The 15,883-nt window shown below is 61.8% G+C and carries 14 protein-coding genes; 13 read left to right on the top strand and 1 reads right to left on the bottom strand.

What is annotated here, in order from left to right; genetic code table 11:
- The 11 genes from VGP39_RS12415 to VGP39_RS12365 all read left to right on the top strand — a co-directional run.
- A partial coding sequence (locus tag VGP39_RS12415; protein WP_327568406.1) for an ABC transporter substrate-binding protein occupies window positions 1-553 on the top strand: 553 nt, incomplete at its 5' end.
- A 250-nt stretch (window positions 554-803) separates the two neighbouring features.
- On the top strand, window positions 804-1,673 hold the full coding sequence (locus tag VGP39_RS12410; protein WP_327568405.1) for a branched-chain amino acid ABC transporter permease: 870 nt from the start codon (window positions 804-806) through the stop codon (window positions 1,671-1,673).
- A 6-nt stretch (window positions 1,674-1,679) separates the two neighbouring features.
- The gene (locus VGP39_RS12405) at window positions 1,680-2,711 is read left to right on the top strand and encodes a branched-chain amino acid ABC transporter permease (RefSeq protein ID WP_327568404.1); all 1,032 of its coding nucleotides are present in this window, start codon (window positions 1,680-1,682) and stop codon (window positions 2,709-2,711) included.
- On the top strand, window positions 2,708-3,460 hold the full coding sequence (locus tag VGP39_RS12400) for an ABC transporter ATP-binding protein (RefSeq protein ID WP_327568403.1): 753 nt from the start codon (window positions 2,708-2,710) through the stop codon (window positions 3,458-3,460). The genes VGP39_RS12405 and VGP39_RS12400 overlap by 4 nt, the downstream gene beginning before the upstream one ends.
- The gene (locus VGP39_RS12395; RefSeq protein WP_327568402.1) at window positions 3,453-4,169 is read left to right on the top strand and encodes an ABC transporter ATP-binding protein; all 717 of its coding nucleotides are present in this window, start codon (window positions 3,453-3,455) and stop codon (window positions 4,167-4,169) included. The genes VGP39_RS12400 and VGP39_RS12395 overlap by 8 nt, the downstream gene beginning before the upstream one ends.
- A 14-nt stretch (window positions 4,170-4,183) precedes the next feature.
- On the top strand, window positions 4,184-5,302 hold the full coding sequence (locus VGP39_RS12390) for a cobalamin-independent methionine synthase II family protein (protein WP_327568401.1): 1,119 nt from the start codon (window positions 4,184-4,186) through the stop codon (window positions 5,300-5,302).
- An 86-nt stretch (window positions 5,303-5,388) separates the two neighbouring features.
- Window positions 5,389-6,741: a hypothetical protein gene (locus VGP39_RS12385; RefSeq protein ID WP_327568400.1), complete on the top strand. Its 1,353-nt coding sequence runs from the start codon at window positions 5,389-5,391 to the stop codon at window positions 6,739-6,741.
- Window positions 6,742-6,796: 55 nt separating this feature from the next.
- On the top strand, window positions 6,797-7,993 hold the full coding sequence (gene metK / locus VGP39_RS12380; RefSeq protein WP_327568399.1) for a methionine adenosyltransferase: 1,197 nt from the start codon (window positions 6,797-6,799) through the stop codon (window positions 7,991-7,993).
- Window positions 7,994-8,171: 178 nt separating this feature from the next.
- A complete protein-coding gene (ahcY, locus tag VGP39_RS12375; RefSeq protein WP_327568398.1) occupies window positions 8,172-9,602 on the top strand; it encodes an adenosylhomocysteinase in 1,431 nt (476 codons plus the stop codon).
- A gap of 178 nt (window positions 9,603-9,780) precedes the next feature.
- Window positions 9,781-9,936 carry a hypothetical protein gene (locus tag VGP39_RS12370; protein ID WP_327568397.1) on the top strand — a complete coding sequence of 52 codons (156 nt, stop codon included), beginning with the start codon at window positions 9,781-9,783 and terminating at the stop codon, window positions 9,934-9,936.
- A 48-nt stretch (window positions 9,937-9,984) separates the two neighbouring features.
- Entirely contained in the window at window positions 9,985-11,943 is a 1,959-nt protein-coding gene (locus VGP39_RS12365) for a hypothetical protein (protein ID WP_327568396.1), read from the top strand.
- Window positions 11,944-12,049: 106 nt separating this feature from the next.
- Here VGP39_RS12365 and VGP39_RS12360 read toward each other — a convergent pair whose 3' ends face one another.
- Window positions 12,050-13,612: a bifunctional metallophosphatase/5'-nucleotidase gene (locus VGP39_RS12360; RefSeq protein WP_327568407.1), complete on the bottom strand. Its 1,563-nt coding sequence runs from the start codon at window positions 13,610-13,612 to the stop codon at window positions 12,050-12,052.
- On the opposite strand from VGP39_RS12360, the gene VGP39_RS12355 reads away from it, so the two are divergent.
- Together VGP39_RS12355 and VGP39_RS12350 are read left to right on the top strand one after the other, a co-directional pair.
- The gene (locus VGP39_RS12355) at window positions 13,514-13,843 is read left to right on the top strand and encodes a hypothetical protein (RefSeq protein ID WP_327568408.1); all 330 of its coding nucleotides are present in this window, start codon (window positions 13,514-13,516) and stop codon (window positions 13,841-13,843) included. The two genes, VGP39_RS12360 and VGP39_RS12355, sit on opposite strands and share 99 nt — an antisense overlap.
- A gap of 128 nt (window positions 13,844-13,971) precedes the next feature.
- On the top strand, window positions 13,972-15,447 hold the full coding sequence (locus tag VGP39_RS12350) for an NAD(P)/FAD-dependent oxidoreductase (RefSeq protein ID WP_327568395.1): 1,476 nt from the start codon (window positions 13,972-13,974) through the stop codon (window positions 15,445-15,447).
- The last annotated feature ends 436 nt before the right edge of the window (window positions 15,448-15,883 follow it).

Raw genomic sequence — 15,883 nt, 5'->3', positions numbered from 1 at the left:
GTTCCTGCAGCGCATGAAGGATTCCAAGCCCGACGCCATGTTCGTGTTCGTGCCGGCGGGGCAGGGCGGCAGCTTCATGAAGCAATATGCCGAGCGCGGGCTCGACAAGGCTGGCATCAAGGTGATCGGCCCCGGCGACGTAATGGACGACGATCTCCTGGGCGGCATGGGCGACGCGGCACTCGGCACCGTCACCGCGCATCTCTACTCCGCCGCGCACCCGTCCGCGACGAACAAGGAATTCGTCGCCGCCTACAAGAAGGCGTTCAACCAGCGTCCCGGCTTCATGGCGGTCGGCGGCTATGACGGCATCCACCTGATCTACGAGGCGCTGAAGAAGACCGCCGGCAAGACCGATGGCGATGGGCTGATCGAAGCCATGAAAGGCATGAAGTGGGAAAGCCCGCGCGGACCGATCTCGATCGATCCGGAAACCCGCGACATCGTGCAGAACATCTACATCCGCAAGGTCGAGAAGGTGGACGGCGAACTCTACAACGTCGAATTCCAGACGTTTGAAGCGGTCAAGGACGCCGGCAAGACGAAGAAATAGCAATTGCCGCTTGCACTGCGTTTATGTCGTGGACGGCCTGAGGCATACTTCAGCCGTCATCCTGAGGAGCCGCGCGCTTGCGCGGCGTCTCGAAGGATGGCCGCAGGCGCTTGTGGCCCATCCTTCGAGGCTCGCCCAAGAGGGCGAGCACCTCAGGATGACGGCGATGATAGTGTTGAATCCAGTAGGGACAAGCCCCTGCCATGACGAAGAAAATTTCACGTTCCGCAGTCTTGGATGAATGCACCGGATGACGACGCTGTTCACCATCCTGTTCGACGGCATCGCCTATGGCATGCTGCTGTTCGTGCTGGCGTGCGGGCTTGCGGTCACGCTGGGGCTGATGAATTTCGTCAACCTCGCCCACGGCGCCTTCGCCATGGCCGGCGGCTATGTCTGCGCGGTGCTCGTCAATCAATCCGGCTGGCCTTTTTTTGCCGCGCTGCCGCTGGCGTTCGTCGCAAGCGCGGCGATCGGCGTGGTGCTGGAGCGCTCGCTCTATCGCCATCTCTACACCCGCAGCCATCTCGACCAGGTGCTGTTCAGCGTCGGCCTCGTTTTCATGTCGGTCGCGGCGGTCGACTACATCATGGGATCGTCGCGGATTTTCATCAAGCTGCCATCCGCGCTGGAAGGGCAGATCGACTTCTTCGGCATCGGTATCGGCCGCTACCGCCTGATGATCATCGTGATCTGCGGTCTGTTGACCGCGGCGCTGCAATTGATCCTGGCGAAGACGCGGTTCGGCAGCCGCTTACGCGCGGCGGTGGACGATCCCAGAGCTGCCAGCGGGCTCGGCATCAACGTGCCGCAGGTATTCGCCTTCACCTTTGCATTCGGCTGCGGGCTCGCCGGCCTAGGCGGCGCATTGAGCGCCGAGATTCTCGGGCTCGATCCGTATTTCCCGCTCAAATTCATGATCTATTTTTTGATCGTCGTCACCGTCGGCGGTTCGTCCAGCATCACCGGGCCGTTCCTGGCCTCGCTGCTGCTTGGCATCGGCGACGTCGCAGGAAAATACTACGTGCCGAAAATGGGGCCGTTCGTGATCTATACCATCATGATCGTGATCCTGATCTGGCGTCCGAACGGCCTGTTTGGCCGCACCGCAGCGCGTTGAGCCGATATGACCGCGCATCAGGACGTTTCCAGCCTTGCAATCCGCGGCGCGCGCTGGCGCATGAGCGAGATCGCGTTCTGGCTTCTTGCGCTTTCCTGCGCGTTCCTGTTTCCCTCCCGCTACCTGATTATGACCGACATCGTGCGGCTGGCGCTGTTCGCGCTGTCGCTGGATCTGATTCTCGGCTACGCCGGCATCGTGTCGCTTGGCCATGCCGCCTTCTTCGGCGTCGGCGCCTATTGTGCCGGGCTGCTGGCGCTGCACGGGATCGTCAACGAACCGGTGCTCGCGCTGCTGGTCGCCGGCCTCGTCGCCACCGTGGTCGGTTTTCTCACCAGCTTCCTGGTGATACGAGGCGTCGACCTGACGCGGCTGATGGTGACGCTCGGCATCGCACTTTTGCTGGAAGCGCTGGCGGAACGTTTTTCCAACATCACCGGCGGCACCGACGGACTGCAGGGCATCGAGATGCAGCCGGTGCTCGGCCTGTTCGCGTTCGACATGTTCGGCAAGGTGGGCTTCTTCTACTGCCTCGCTGTAACGTTCGCGCTGTTCCTGCTGGCCCGGCGCATCGTACACTCGCCGTTCGGCTTGTCGCTGCGCGCGATCTGCAACAATCCGCTGCGTGCCGCCGCGATCGGCGTCCCGGTCAACCGGCGGCTGATCGCGGTCTATACACTGTCCGCGTTCTACGCGGGGATTGCCGGCGCGCTGTTCACCCAGACCACGGCGCTGGCGTCGCTCGACGTGTTCTCGTTCGAGCGCTCGGCCGATCTGATGCTGGTGCTGGTGATCGGCGGCACCGGCTATCTCTATGGCGGGCTGATCGGCGCGGTGGTGTTCAAGATGCTGCAGGAAGTGTTCTCGACACTCACGCCGCAATACTGGCAGTTCTGGATCGGTCTCGTGCTGGTCGTGATCGTGCTGGTCGGCAGGGCGCGCATGCATCGCTGGGCGCTGTGGTTGCCGAACCTGATCATCCGCCAGTTCGCCGGCAAAAAGGCCGTCGTCGCCGTTCCGGAGGGGGATGCGTCATGACGACGGCGCTGGAAACCATGGCGCTGGAAAAGCAGTTCGGGGGCCTGAAAGTCACCCGCGATCTCTCCTTGAAGGTCGAGGCCGGCGCGCGCCATGCGCTGATCGGCCCGAACGGCGCGGGCAAGACCACCGTGATCAATCTGTTGACCGGCGTGCTCAAGCCCAATGGCGGGCGTATCCTGCTCGAAGGCAGCGACATCACCGACCTGCCGGTGCACAGGCGCGTGGCCCGCGGCCTGTCGCGCACCTTCCAGATCAACCAGCTCTATGCCGATCTCACGCCGCTGGAGACCATCGGGCTTGCAGTATCGGAGAGGCTCGGTCGCGGCGGCGACTGGTGGCGCCGGATGGGAACGCGCGACGACGTCAATGCCGAGATCGCCGAGAACCTCAAGCGCTTTCACCTGCTCGACGTCATGAACGAGCCCACCGCGACGCTGCCTTACGGAAAGCAGCGCCTGCTGGAGATCGCGCTGGCGATCGCCACAAAACCGCGCGTGCTGCTGCTCGACGAGCCCGCCGCCGGCGTGCCGGAAAGCGAGCGCCACGACATCCTCGCCGCGGTGGCGGCGTTGCCGCGCGACGTCACGGTGCTGCTGATCGAGCACGACATGGACCTGGTATTCTCCTTTGCCGACCGCATCTCGGTGATGGTCAACGGCGCGCTCTTGGTCGAAGGCCCGCCCGATGAGGTGGCGCGCGATCCGAGGGTGAAAGCAGTGTATCTCGGCGAGGCCGCCGATGCCTGACCTGCTGCGCATCAAGAATCTCCGCGCCGGCTACGGCGAGGCAGTGGTGTTGCCGAACATGTCGCTGCGGCTTGCCGAAAGCCAGGTGCTGGCGCTGCTCGGGCGCAACGGCACCGGCAAGACTACGCTGATCAATTCGATTGTCGGCGTCACGCGTTGCTTCGGTGGCGCCATCACGCTTCAGGGCGCGGACATCACGGCGATGCGGCCGGACCAGCGCGCGCGCGCCGGCATCGGCTGGGTGCCGCAGGAGCGCAATATCTTCAAATCGCTGACCGTGGAAGAAAACATGACCGCGGTGGCGCAGCCGGGACCGTGGAGCATCGCAAAAGTCTACGAGATGTTTCCGCGCCTCGCCGAACGCAAGAACAATTTCGGCAACCAGCTTTCCGGCGGCGAGCAGCAGATGCTGGCGATCGGCCGCGCGCTGACGCTCAATCCGAAGGTGCTGCTGCTGGACGAACCGACCGAGGGCCTGGCGCCGATCATTGTCGAGGAACTGCTCAAAGCGCTCGGCGTCATCACCCGCGCCGGCGGCATCTGTTCCATCATCGTCGAGCAGAATGCGCAAAAGATTCTGGGGCTCGCCGACCGCGTTGTGATATTGGAGCGCGGCGCCATCGTGCACGACGCGGCGAGCGAGGCTTTGAAGGCCGATCCCGCGGTGCTGGAACGCTATCTCGGCGTCTCGGGCGCCGCGGCACACTGATTGGGAGTGAGACCATGCAACGAACCAAAGCCCCCTTCCGCGCCGACGAGGTCGGCAGCCTGCTGCGCCCGCCGCGCATCAAGGAAGCCCGCGCCAGATTGGAGAAGGGCGAAATAACGGCCGAAGACCTGCGCAAGGTCGAGGACAGCGAGATCGAGAAGGTGGTGCACAAGCAGGCGCAGATCGGTCTGAGGCTCGCTACCGATGGCGAATTCCGCCGCTCCTGGTGGCATTTTGACTTTCTTAAAGATCTCACCGGCTGCGAGCTGTTTCATCCCGACGAGGGTATTCAGTTCGCCGGCGTGCAAACGCGCCATGAAGCCATCCGCGTGGTCGGCAGGCTGGACTTCCCGGACCATCACCCGATGCTGGATCATTTCCGCTTCCTGAAGAAGCACGCCGATATCGCGCATGTTACGCCGAAGATGACGATTCCCTCGCCGGCGGTGCTGCATTTCCGCGGCGGCCGCAAGGCGATATCGAAACAGGTCTATCCCGACCTCGAACCGTTCTTCGAGGATCTCGGCAAGACCTATCGCAAGGCGGTGAAGGCGTTTTATGACGCCGGCTGCCGCTATCTGCAGTTCGACGACACGGTGTGGGCCTATCTCTGCTCGCAGGACGAATTGAAGAAGGCGCGCGAGCGCGGCGACGAACCGGATGGCCTGCAGGAAATCTACGCCCGCGTCATCAATTATGCTATCGCCGAGCGGCCCGATGACATGACCATCACCACCCACGTCTGCCGCGGCAATTTCCGCTCCACCTGGATTTCATCCGGCGGCTATGAGCCGGTGGCCGAGACCATGCTCGCCAGCACCAATTACGACGGCTATTTCCTCGAATACGATTCCGACCGTGCCGGCGGGTTCGAGCCGCTGCGGTTCCTGCCCAAAGGCAACAAGATCGTGGTGGTCGGCGTCATCACTTCGAAATTCGGCGAACTGGAAAACAAAGAGGACATCAAGCGGCGCTTGAACGAAGCGGCAAAATTCGTGCCGCTGGAGCAACTCGCGGTATCGCCGCAATGCGGCTTTGCCTCGACCGAGGAAGGCAATATCCTCAGCGAAGACGAGCAGTGGGCCAAGCTCAAGCTCGCGGTGGATGTGGCGAACGAGATGTGGGGGAAGTAACAACTTGCGTCGTCCCCCCGGTGGGCAGATGGTGGTAGGCAACCTGGCGCTATAGCTGCTGCCCACTTCTTTCCCACCTTGCCCCCATGAAAAACGACCAGATCCTCAGCCAGATCTCCGAGTTCTGCCGCCAGGCCGACATGGCCGAGTCGACCTTTGGCCGCTGCGCGGTCAATGACGGCAAGCTGGTCGCCCGCCTGCGCGAGGGCAAGCGCATCACCATCGACACGCTGGACCGCATTCAGGCCTTCATCGCAGCCTCGCTGGGAGCCGTACCGCCGGCGCGCGGGCTCCAGGTGCCCCCGGAAAAGCGCGACCCCCGCGGCAATTTCCGGTTTTTCGAGAACCGCCAGAAATACCTGTTGTTTGTCCATACCTGCAGCGAGAAGCGGGTAATCGCCGAACGGGTGGCGCTGGAATTGTCCGGCATCCACCCGCGGCCGCCCAGCCTGAGGGTGTTCGACGCCGGCGTCGGCGACGGTACCGTGCTGGAGCGGCTGATGCGCCTGATGCACGGCCGGTTCCCGCATATGCCGTTCTATATCGCGGGCAAGGAACTCAGCCTGGAGGATGTCCGGCTGACCCTGGACAAGGTGCCGGATCGGCTGTTCGAGCACCCGGCGACGGTATTCGTCCTCACCAACATGAATTATGCCGAGGCGCCGTGGCTGACGCCGGTCTCGCCGGCCGCGGCAGCCGGCATGATCTGGCGCGAGGCCCCGCTGCGGGGCGCCTCATCCGGTGAATTCGAGGCCCAGATCGCCGAATTGGGGCCGTTTCTGGCGGAAAACTGGCGGGCCAACGTCAGCCCGCGCTCGGGCATGCCGATCTATGAGCGGCCGGTGGCGCTGGTGCTGTACCGCGACGACCACCGGTTCCTGCTCGACCAGATCATCCCGCGCGCCGGCCGTACCGAGGCCAATTTCGACCTGATCGTGGCCTCCCAGCCCTACCGGGCCAAATCCTCGGTCAATTTCCGCGCCAAACGCATCATCGCCCCGCTGGCCCGGGCGCTGCGGGCCGGGGGCCGCCTGATCGGCATTCACTCCCATGGCGGGGATCCCGGATTAGAGATTATCCAGGCGGTCTGGCCCGGAGAAAACCCTTTCGCCGTGAGCCGTCATGAGCTATTGCGCGCAGTGAAATATGAGCTGGGTTCGGCCGGGCGCGACCTTAACTTTAACGCCTATGCCGATAACCGCTCGATCTTTCGCTATGATATGGAAGCGCTGCCCAACGAGGTCACCGGATCGATCGGATCCTCGACCGCCTTTGCGGCATGGAATGCGGCGGTGTATGTCGCCCAGATCGAAGACGACCGGTTGATGGAAATGACTCAAGACGGCCGGTATCTGGATGCGACACGCGACGTTCTGCGCAAGCACAACGGGCTGTGGTTTTACGACGAATCCTACGTCATCTCGCGGCGTCGCGACTGACACTCACGAACAAACATTCGAAAGGACCGCCGGACGGCGGATTAGGGGTTGCTTGATGCGCGGGTCTTATCTCTTCACCAGTGAATCGGTTTCGGAAGGTCATCCGGACAAGGTGTGCGACCGGATTTCCGACGAGATTGTCGATCTGTTCTTTCGCGAAGGTCCCAAGGCGGGCATCGATCCCTGGGCGATTCGCGCCGCCTGCGAAACGCTCGCCACCACCAACAAGGTGGTGATCGCCGGCGAGACCCGCGGGCCGGAATCGGTCACCAACGACCACATCGAAAGCGTGGTCCGCGAGGCCATCAAGGACATCGGCTACGAGCAGGACGGCTTTCACTGGAAGACCGCCGACATCGAGATCCTGCTGCATCCGCAGTCGGCCGACATCGCGCAGGGCGTCGATGCATTGCAGCCCGGCGCCAACAAGGAAGAGGGCGCCGGCGACCAGGGCATCATGTTCGGCTACGCCACCAATGAGACGCCGGAACTGATGCCGGCGCCGATCCACTACGCGCACAAGATACTGCGGCTGATTTCGGAAGCGCGGCATGCCGGCGTCGAGAAGGTGCTGGGGCCGGACTCCAAGAGCCAGGTCACCGTGCAATACGAGAACGGCAAGCCGATCGGCGTGCGCGAGATCGTCGTCTCGCACCAGCATCTGGTCGAGGACATGACCTCGGATCAGGTCCGCGAACGCGTCGAGCCCTATGTGCGCCAGGCGCTTCCCGAGGGCTGGATCGGCGACAAGACCATCTGGCACATCAATCCCACCGGCAAATTCTTCATCGGCGGCCCCGACGGCGACTCCGGCCTCACCGGCCGCAAGATCATCGTCGACACCTATGGTGGTGCGGCCCCGCATGGCGGCGGCGCATTCTCCGGAAAAGATCCGACCAAGGTGGATCGCTCCGCGGCCTACGCCGCGCGCTATCTCGCCAAGAACATCGTCGCGGCCGGGCTTGCCGGCCGCTGCACGCTGCAGCTCGCCTACGCGATCGGCGTGGCGCGGCCGCTGTCGATCTATATCGACACCCACGGCACCGGTGAGGTCAGCGAGGACAGGCTGGAGAAGGCAGTGGCCGAGGCGATGGATCTGACGCCGCGCGGCATCCGCACCCATCTCGACCTCAACCGGCCGATCTACGCCCGCACCTCGTCCTACGGCCATTTCGGCCGCACTCCGGACAATGAGGGCGGTTTTTCGTGGGAAAAGACCGATCTCGCCGAAGCGCTGAAGCGCGCGGTGTAACGAACCGTCATCCTGAGGTGCTCGCCGTCTTCGGCGAGCCTCGAAGGATGGCAGCGGGCAGTGCGTGTGGCCATCCTTCGAGGCGCGCAAGAAAGAGCGCGCACCTCAGGATGACGGCCTCAAAAGGCCCGATTTATATTCGATTGCGATGAACTCAATTTTGACGTCAGGAAAACAAATGACCGCCACCGCCAAAAAACCCGCCTTCACCGACTACATCGTCAAGGATATCTCGCTCGCCGAATTCGGCCGCAAGGAAATCTCGATCGCCGAGACCGAGATGCCCGGCCTGATGGCGACGCGCGAGGAATACGGCCCGACGCAGCCCTTGAAGGGCGCGCGCATCGCCGGCTCGCTGCACATGACGATCCAGACCGCGGTGCTGATCGAGACACTGGCGGCGCTCGGCGCCGACATCCGCTGGGTCTCCTGCAACATCTATTCGACGCAGGATCATGCCGCGGCGGCGATCGCGGCGGCCGGCATTCCGGTATTCGCCATCAAGGGCGAGAGCCTCACCGAATACTGGGACTACACCGCAAAACTGTTCGACTGGCACGGCGGCGGCACCCCCAACATGATCCTCGACGATGGCGGCGACGCCACCATGCTGGTGCATCACGGCCTGCGCGCCGAGAACGGCGACACCGTGTTCCTCGATCAGCACAACTCGGAAGAGGAGGAGGTGTTCTTCGCCCTGATCAAGAAGCTGCTGAAAGAGAAGCCGAAGGGCTGGTTCGCCGAGATCGCGAAGAACATCAAGGGCGTCTCGGAAGAGACCACCACCGGCGTGCACCGGCTCTACAACATGGAGAAGGAAGGCAAGCTGCTGTTCCCCGCGATCAACGTCAACGACAGCGTGACAAAATCGAAATTCGACAACCTCTATGGCTGCCGGGAATCGCTGGTCGACGGCATCCGCCGCGGTACCGACGTGATGATGTCCGGCAAGGTGGCGATGGTCGCCGGTTTTGGGGACGTCGGCAAGGGCTCGGCCGCTTCGCTGCGCCAGGCCGGTTGCCGCGTCATGGTCTCCGAAGTCGACCCGATCTGCGCGCTGCAGGCGGCGATGGAAGGCTATGAAGTCACCACCATGGAAGACGCAGCCCCCCGTGCCGACATCTTCGTCACCGCCACCGGCAACAAGGACATCATCACCATCGAGCACATGCGCGCGATGAAGGACCGCGCCATCGTCTGCAACATCGGCCATTTCGACAACGAAATCCAGATCGCGCACCTGAAGAATCTGAAGTGGAACAACATCAAGCCGCAGGTCGACGAGATCGAATTCCCCGACGGCAAGCGCATGATTCTTTTATCCGAAGGCCGGCTGGTGAACCTCGGCAACGCCATGGGCCATCCGTCATTCGTGATGTCGGCCTCCTTCACCAACCAGACGCTGGCGCAGATCGAACTGTGGGCCAACAACAAGGGCGGCAAGTACGAGAAGAAGGTCTACGTGCTGCCGAAGACGCTGGACGAGAAGGTCGCGCGCCTGCATCTGGCCAAGATCGGCGTCAAGCTGACGGAACTGCGAAAGGACCAGGCAGAGTATATCGGCGTAAAGCAGGAAGGACCGTTCAAGAGCGATCATTACCGGTACTGAGGACGCGGCAGATATCATTCATATCGTCACGGCCGGGCTTTGTCCCGGCCATCCACGATTGTCCGCAACAGGAAAAGGACCGGCGCGCCATCTGAAGCCTTTCTCGCGTGACAAAGTGGCGCTATAGTGAATGCAATTTTTGATATATTATGCGCCATTAATAATCGAGGAGGTCATTATGGCTGCTCGGAAGCTGATCCGCTCGAGCTTGGCTCTTGCCTTGCTGGTTTCGCTGTTCGCCGGCGTGAAGCTCGTCAAGCCGAACTCGACCGAAAGCCTGTCGAACTTGCAGCAGGTCGCCCAGGCCGATCCTTGCCGCAGGAACCGCTGCTGACATTCTCGCGCATCGCCTTAGTCCACGGCTCGCACATGGGGACTTCTGTTGTCGATTCTCGGCGTCCAATATTATCTGTCGTATGGCTTGGCGTTCGCTCTCGGTACGATCATTCTCCTCGTATCCTCGTTTGAAAAATTCGACAAACCCTATCCGGGAAACAAATACCTGACCGAACTGCTGCCGAGCAGCCTTACGCCGGGATCTTCCTACATCAAGGCCTTCCTGATCTATTTTACGATCATCGTCGGCTTCTACGCCGCGGCCTGTGTGTTCTCTTCGACTGCAACCGGTCTCTGGGACGTCGTGTTGGGCGAGGGTGCGGGAAAGAAATTTACCGGGGAGCCGGCCAGTCCTCCGGTCGCGGCCAAGCCGGCGACATCCGACCCCAAGACTCCACCCAGCGCACCGGCAGAAATTCCTTTGGTCATTGCGCTGCTGATGGTCGGGCTGTTTCCGAAATACAAGCAGTTCGGCGAGATAGAGGCACCGTTGCGCCGCTTCGCGCATCGTCTGATCGGCATTCCCCAAGGTCTCGAGGAGCAGGCGGCGGAGATAACCGTAACGGCGTTGGCGGCTGGCCAGGAGCCCGACGAAAGAGACCGCGCCACGGTGGTGCGGCTTTTCCTTGGACATCGCCTGGCTCAGATGCCGGCCTCGGTCCGAGCGAAGCTTGCAAACGATCTGCGTGTTGCCGAGTTCGGCGCTGTCCGCGACGAAGACAAGGGCAAGGAACTGACCGAACAAGACAAGGAGGCTGCGCGAATCCTGTTGGAAGAGTCGCAGCCGGCGCTGGCCGTGGCGGAAAAGTGGTATCGCGCAAGGCGTCTGGTAAATCGAATCCACCAGGACCGAGGCGCGAACAGGCGAGTCGCGGACCTCGCGGCACGCACGAAATACGAGAAGCTTCGCAACGATTTGAAGAACAACTACGACGAGATCGCAGCCGAGTTCGCCCGAATCGGCAGCGAGCAAAGAAAGCTGACGGAACTGGTCGAAACCCTGGAGAGCCTGCGCGACAGCGGCGCCGTATCGGACGATGCTGCGGAAGCGGGCGAAGCGGAGGCGATCAGCTCGTCGGACCTGACCGAGGTCGTAGACTCGCTGCAGACGCTCATGCAGAAGCGATCGGAGGAACTGACCGCGGCCGAGAAGCGGATCGACGACGTACTCGGCAAGGCACACCTCTACATTGCAGCGGCGCTGTTGCTCAAGAGTCCCAAAATCGACGAAGCACAGTTCATGGATGCGTACGGCTTGGAAAAGCCGGAGACCGTCGTCCGCGCTGCCCCCATCGATGACCTTCTGCTGGCGATCCTCGTGATGGTCGGGGCGCTCTTTATGTTCAATTATATTCTCTATTGGCTCCTGTACACGTTTAACCTCACGGATAAGAATCCGAATCTAACCGCATTGAGACTCGTCGTTTCAGCGCTCCTGATGCACGGGGGTGCCGCGATCATGGCATTCTCCTGGCACCGCCGGTGGGTCAAGGCACACGCTCAGACCGGCGGCAAGGAAACTCCAAAACTGCCCGTCCGTGGACACCTGGAACTGGGCGCGATTGTTTATGCATTGGTTTATGCCGGGCTGCTTCTATGGTCTTTTGTGCTCACCACCCTGAACCCAGAAAAGATGAAGGAAGCAGGTCAGCTCTTTTCCTTTCTGTCCGATGTCGATCTGGCGGTCGCCTATGCCGTCTTGTCGCTGTCCGCGGTCGCGACGGCGATCTGTACGGTGGTCTATATTGAGTACGTGGAACGGTCCGAACTGACCCGCAAGTCAATTGTCGTGCGCGCGCTCATACAGGGCACGATTACGGCGTTTATCGTTTTGGTATCGAGTCAGATCCAGGATTCCAATGATCTCTATTTCGTGGTGACCTCGTCCCTCAATGGATTCGTAGTCGGAGCGACGCTGGGAGCGGCCGTGCTCAAATTGGCTGCCAAGCGACGACAAAGCTCCCAATTGCCGACGGTGCTGCTCCCGGCGCCCGCCGTTTCCTAACGTCGCTGAGCGATCCCGTCCGCCCGACGGCTTGCTGTGCGGGTGGGGCCGCGCCTCGCCGAGATCGGGGTGACGAAATCGGCGGCGGGTATCCTTGCCCGCCGCTTCATTTCTCGGGCTTTGCCTTTACGAAGCGAATCCGCCCTTTCTTCTTCGGCTCGATGCCCTGGACGCGGACCTCGTAAATTGCATCCTCCGTCATGCGGCTGAGCCGCTTGGGTTCCGACTTATCGTTGAGCGGATTGTCGGGCAGGACAGCCTCGCAGGTCTTCCCGGGTGGGATCTGGTCCGGGGGCTTGAAGGTATAGCCATCGTTGCCGCACAGAACGAACGGCACGGAAGCGACCTTGACGAGCTCGCTGCTCTCACAACTCAGCCGCGGACGTTTCACGAAATTGCGTACCGTGACGGCGTTGCCGGTTTGTTGGGGAAGCTGAATGTCGACTTCGACGCCGCTGACATGGGGCCATGCGCCCGCGCCCGGCGAGCCGAAGGCGTGCCGAAGCGATTCGCAGACCCGGCTGGCGGGAAACGAGCGCACCGCAACGACATCGTCATATCGGAACATCTCGACAATCTGCCGCACCTGAATCCGTGTGCCGGCCGCCAGTTCTTCGTCGAGCCCGAGCGAGCCTGAATTGATGATGGCGACGTCGGCGCCGGTCTTTTCAGCCAGCAGATCGGCGAGCCAGGCGCCGAAGCCGGTTTCTTCCGTGCGGTTGGCAGTTTCGTCCAGATCGACTGGCGTCTTGGTCCACCCGACCTCGTCCGTCAGACAGTTCGGCCTTTTGGAGTCCCTGAATTTTTCGCAGATGTATGTTTCCGCCCGCACGGTCCATGACTGTGCCAGCTTGTCGAGCGCGGCGTCGGCCGGGATTGCCTCGTTGAGCGCGATCAGCTGCGGCCTGATAACGGGCTTGCCGGGCGAAGTGAGGTCTACGTCGATGCGCCACACCGTGCGCGCGTCGGAGTCCGCCTTGAAGCCGCGCGCATTCTGCTTGCTATCCATCAGCACCATATTGCTGTGGTCGTGACCCCCGACCAGCAGATCGAGGCCTTTCGACGCCAGCGTATTGACGAGATTTTGATCGTCAGCCCGGGAAAGATGCGTGACGCCGACGATGAATTCCGCACCCTTGTTGCGCAGATATTCGATGCTCTTGCGCGCGGCTTCCACCTCGTCCTGAAAAACGGGAAACTTGCCGCGCGATGGTTTGCCTTCCATCTGGTCTGGCGTTAGCCCGATGCCGAACAGTCCGAGCTTCACGCCATTGACTTGCAAAATGAAGCCCTCCTTTGCCACCCGCGCGTCACCCGAAAGCGACTTCATGCTGGTGCAGTCGGAGAAGTCGAGATTGGAGTTCAGCCACGTGAAATGCGATGTGGCCACGAGAGCGTTCAGCGGCGGCGGATTCTTGTCGTCGCATTTAGAATCGTCGAATTCGTGATTTCCGAACACGACAAACATGCGGTCCGGCTTTCCATCGTCGTTCAGCAGGTTCATGGCCTCGATCATCTGCTCGCCCTTGAATGCCTTGCTGATCAATGACGGCGCAAGGAAATCTCCTGCGTGCAGCAGAATAGCCTCGGGTGCATCGCGCCGGATCCATTTGAGCAATGTCTGGAGCCGGTGCAGGCCCCCCTTTTTACCGTCGGCGACCCCGTCAATCTGATAGACGTCATTGACGGTAACGAATGTGAGGTGCCGCGCTTCCTGCCGCCCGCATTTGTCGCATCGATAAAACCAGACGTATGCGAGGATCAGGAGGGTGACAAGGCATGTTACGACGGCGCACCGAAACAAATAATTTCGCCGAATGAAAATGGATTTGTTTTCCTGTCCGGTCATCTCTGCTCCAATTGGCTGGCGTTAAATATCGTCCGGAAAGCAAAATCTTGAGCAATAATCCGGCAAGCCTACAAAAATGCCGGTCGAATGCAATTGGAGATATGGTTATACCTTTTGGCGCAATCCGCAGGCCGTGCGACGGCAGTTGATTTTTCCTCTCCTTGCGCGCTAATCAGCCCATGGCACCCACCACACCGTCCGAACACCTCGACGTCCTGATCGTGGGCGCCGGCCTGTCCGGCATCGGTGCAGGCTTCCATCTGCAGCAGAAATGCCCGGGCAAGTCTTACGCGATCCTCGAGGGCCGCGACTGCGTCGGCGGCACGTGGGACCTGTTTCGCTATCCCGGCGTGCGCTCCGACTCGGACATGTTTACGCTCGGCTATTCGTTCCGGCCATGGACGGAGCCGAAGGCGATTGCCGACGGGCCGCGGATTCTGAACTACGTGCGGGAAACCGCCGCCGACAACGGCATCGACAAGAAGATTCGCTTCCATCATCGCGTCAAGCGGGCGTCGTGGTCGTCGCAGGAGTCGCGCTGGACGGTGGAAGCCGAGCGCGGCGGGCGGGGCGAAGCGCAGCCGGAGACCGTGCGCTTCACCTGCAATTTCCTGTTCATGTGCTCGGGCTACTACAATTACGCGGGGGGCTACCGCCCCGAATTTCCCGGCGAGCAGAATTTTGCCGGCCGCATCGTGCATCCGCAAGCCTGGCCTGAGGATCTCGACTACGCGGGCAAACGCGTGGTGGTGATCGGCTCCGGCGCCACCGCGGTGACGCTGGTGCCGGAGATGGCCAAGCAGGCTGCGCATGTCACCATGCTGCAGCGCTCACCGACCTGGGTGGTCGCGCGTCCCGCGGAAGATCCGCTGGCCAACAAGTTGCGCGCAAAACTGTCGCCGAAACTTACCTATCACCTGATCCGCTGGCGCAACGTGCTGTTCGGGATGTATTTCTTCCGGCTGTGCCGGCGCAAGCCCGCGCGCGCCAGGGAGTTGATCCTCGGCGGCGTCAGAAACGCGATGGGTCCGGACTACGACGTCGCCACGCATTTCACGCCGCGCTACAATCCGTGGGAGCAGCGGCTGTGCCTGGTGCCCGACGGCGATCTGTTCAGATCGCTCAAGCAGGGCAGGGCCTCGGTCGTCACCAACGCCATCGACAGTTTTACGGAAAAAGGCATCCGCCTGAAGGACGGCAGCGAGCTCGAAGCCGATATCATCGTCACCGCGACCGGGCTCAATCTGCAGGTGCTCGGCGGCCTCGAGGTCGACGTCGACGGCCGCACGGTCGATTTTGCGCGGACGCTGAACTACAAGGGCATGATGTATTCCGACGTGCCCAACATGGCGTCGTCGTTCGGCTACACCAACGCGTCGTGGACGCTGAAATGCGATCTCACCTGCGAATATGTCTGCCGGCTGATCAACTACATGGACCGGCACGGCTACAAACAATGCGTGCCGCGCAATGTCGATCCATCGATCACCGAACTGCCGTCGCTGGATTTCTCCTCCGGCTATGTGCAGCGCTCGGTCGCGAAGATGCCGAAGCAAGGCTCGAAGCGGCCATGGCGGCTGTACCAGAACTACGCGCTCGACATCGTCACGCTGCGCTATGGCAAGGTCGACGACGGCGTGATGCAGTATTCGTGAGATTTGTCGTGCCGGCGAAGGCTTCGCCACACATTCAACCGTCATCCTGAGGGCCGCGCGTTAGCGCGGCGTCTCGAAGGATGGCCACAAGTGCGGTGGGCGCAGATGTCGCCTGCGGCCGATCCTTCGAGGCTCGCCGCTGCGCGGCGAGCGCCTCAGGATGACGGGTAACTTGTTGCGTGGCTTACCGAAAAAATTTTTTGCGATTCCTTATCCCCGTCCCCTAAACCTCGCTTATCCTGCTCGCGTCCTGTTCGGTGAAGGGGCCGCTTTCTAGAAGCGATCCTTCAGCGGGCAGAGCGAGAGCTGGCCGGACCGGGGCCCCGGAACGGTCGATGGCCTGGTTGGTGGAGCGCCGGGAGGCGCTGCGCCTAGCCTTGGGCGCGCGCGGTGCCTTGCCGCGCGAGGTGGGTACGTTAATCCCGCCTCTAGGGGT

The organism is Bradyrhizobium sp. (assembly GCF_036009065.1).
In the GTDB taxonomy this organism is placed as follows: Bacteria; Pseudomonadota; Alphaproteobacteria; order Rhizobiales; family Xanthobacteraceae; genus Bradyrhizobium.
Note: the sequence above shows the minus strand (reverse complement) of the source record. Positions and strands in the feature narration are given on the sequence as shown.

Excerpts from the sequence above, each read along its gene's own strand:
- VGP39_RS12395 (WP_327568402.1), top strand. The coding sequence starts at position 3,453 with ATGCCTGACCTGCTGCGCATCAAGAATCTCCGCGCCGGCTACGGCGAG.
- metK (WP_327568399.1), top strand. The coding sequence starts at position 6,797 with ATGCGCGGGTCTTATCTCTTCACCAGTGAATCGGTTTCGGAAGGTCAT.
- ahcY (WP_327568398.1), top strand. The coding sequence starts at position 8,172 with ATGACCGCCACCGCCAAAAAACCCGCCTTCACCGACTACATCGTCAAG.
- VGP39_RS12410 (WP_327568405.1), top strand. The coding sequence starts at position 804 with ATGACGACGCTGTTCACCATCCTGTTCGACGGCATCGCCTATGGCATG.
- VGP39_RS12390 (WP_327568401.1), top strand. The coding sequence starts at position 4,184 with ATGCAACGAACCAAAGCCCCCTTCCGCGCCGACGAGGTCGGCAGCCTG.
- VGP39_RS12405 (WP_327568404.1), top strand. The coding sequence starts at position 1,680 with ATGACCGCGCATCAGGACGTTTCCAGCCTTGCAATCCGCGGCGCGCGC.
- VGP39_RS12400 (WP_327568403.1), top strand. The coding sequence starts at position 2,708 with ATGACGACGGCGCTGGAAACCATGGCGCTGGAAAAGCAGTTCGGGGGC.
- VGP39_RS12370 (WP_327568397.1), top strand. The coding sequence starts at position 9,781 with ATGGCTGCTCGGAAGCTGATCCGCTCGAGCTTGGCTCTTGCCTTGCTG.
- VGP39_RS12385 (WP_327568400.1), top strand. The coding sequence starts at position 5,389 with ATGAAAAACGACCAGATCCTCAGCCAGATCTCCGAGTTCTGCCGCCAG.
- VGP39_RS12350 (WP_327568395.1), top strand. The coding sequence starts at position 13,972 with ATGGCACCCACCACACCGTCCGAACACCTCGACGTCCTGATCGTGGGC.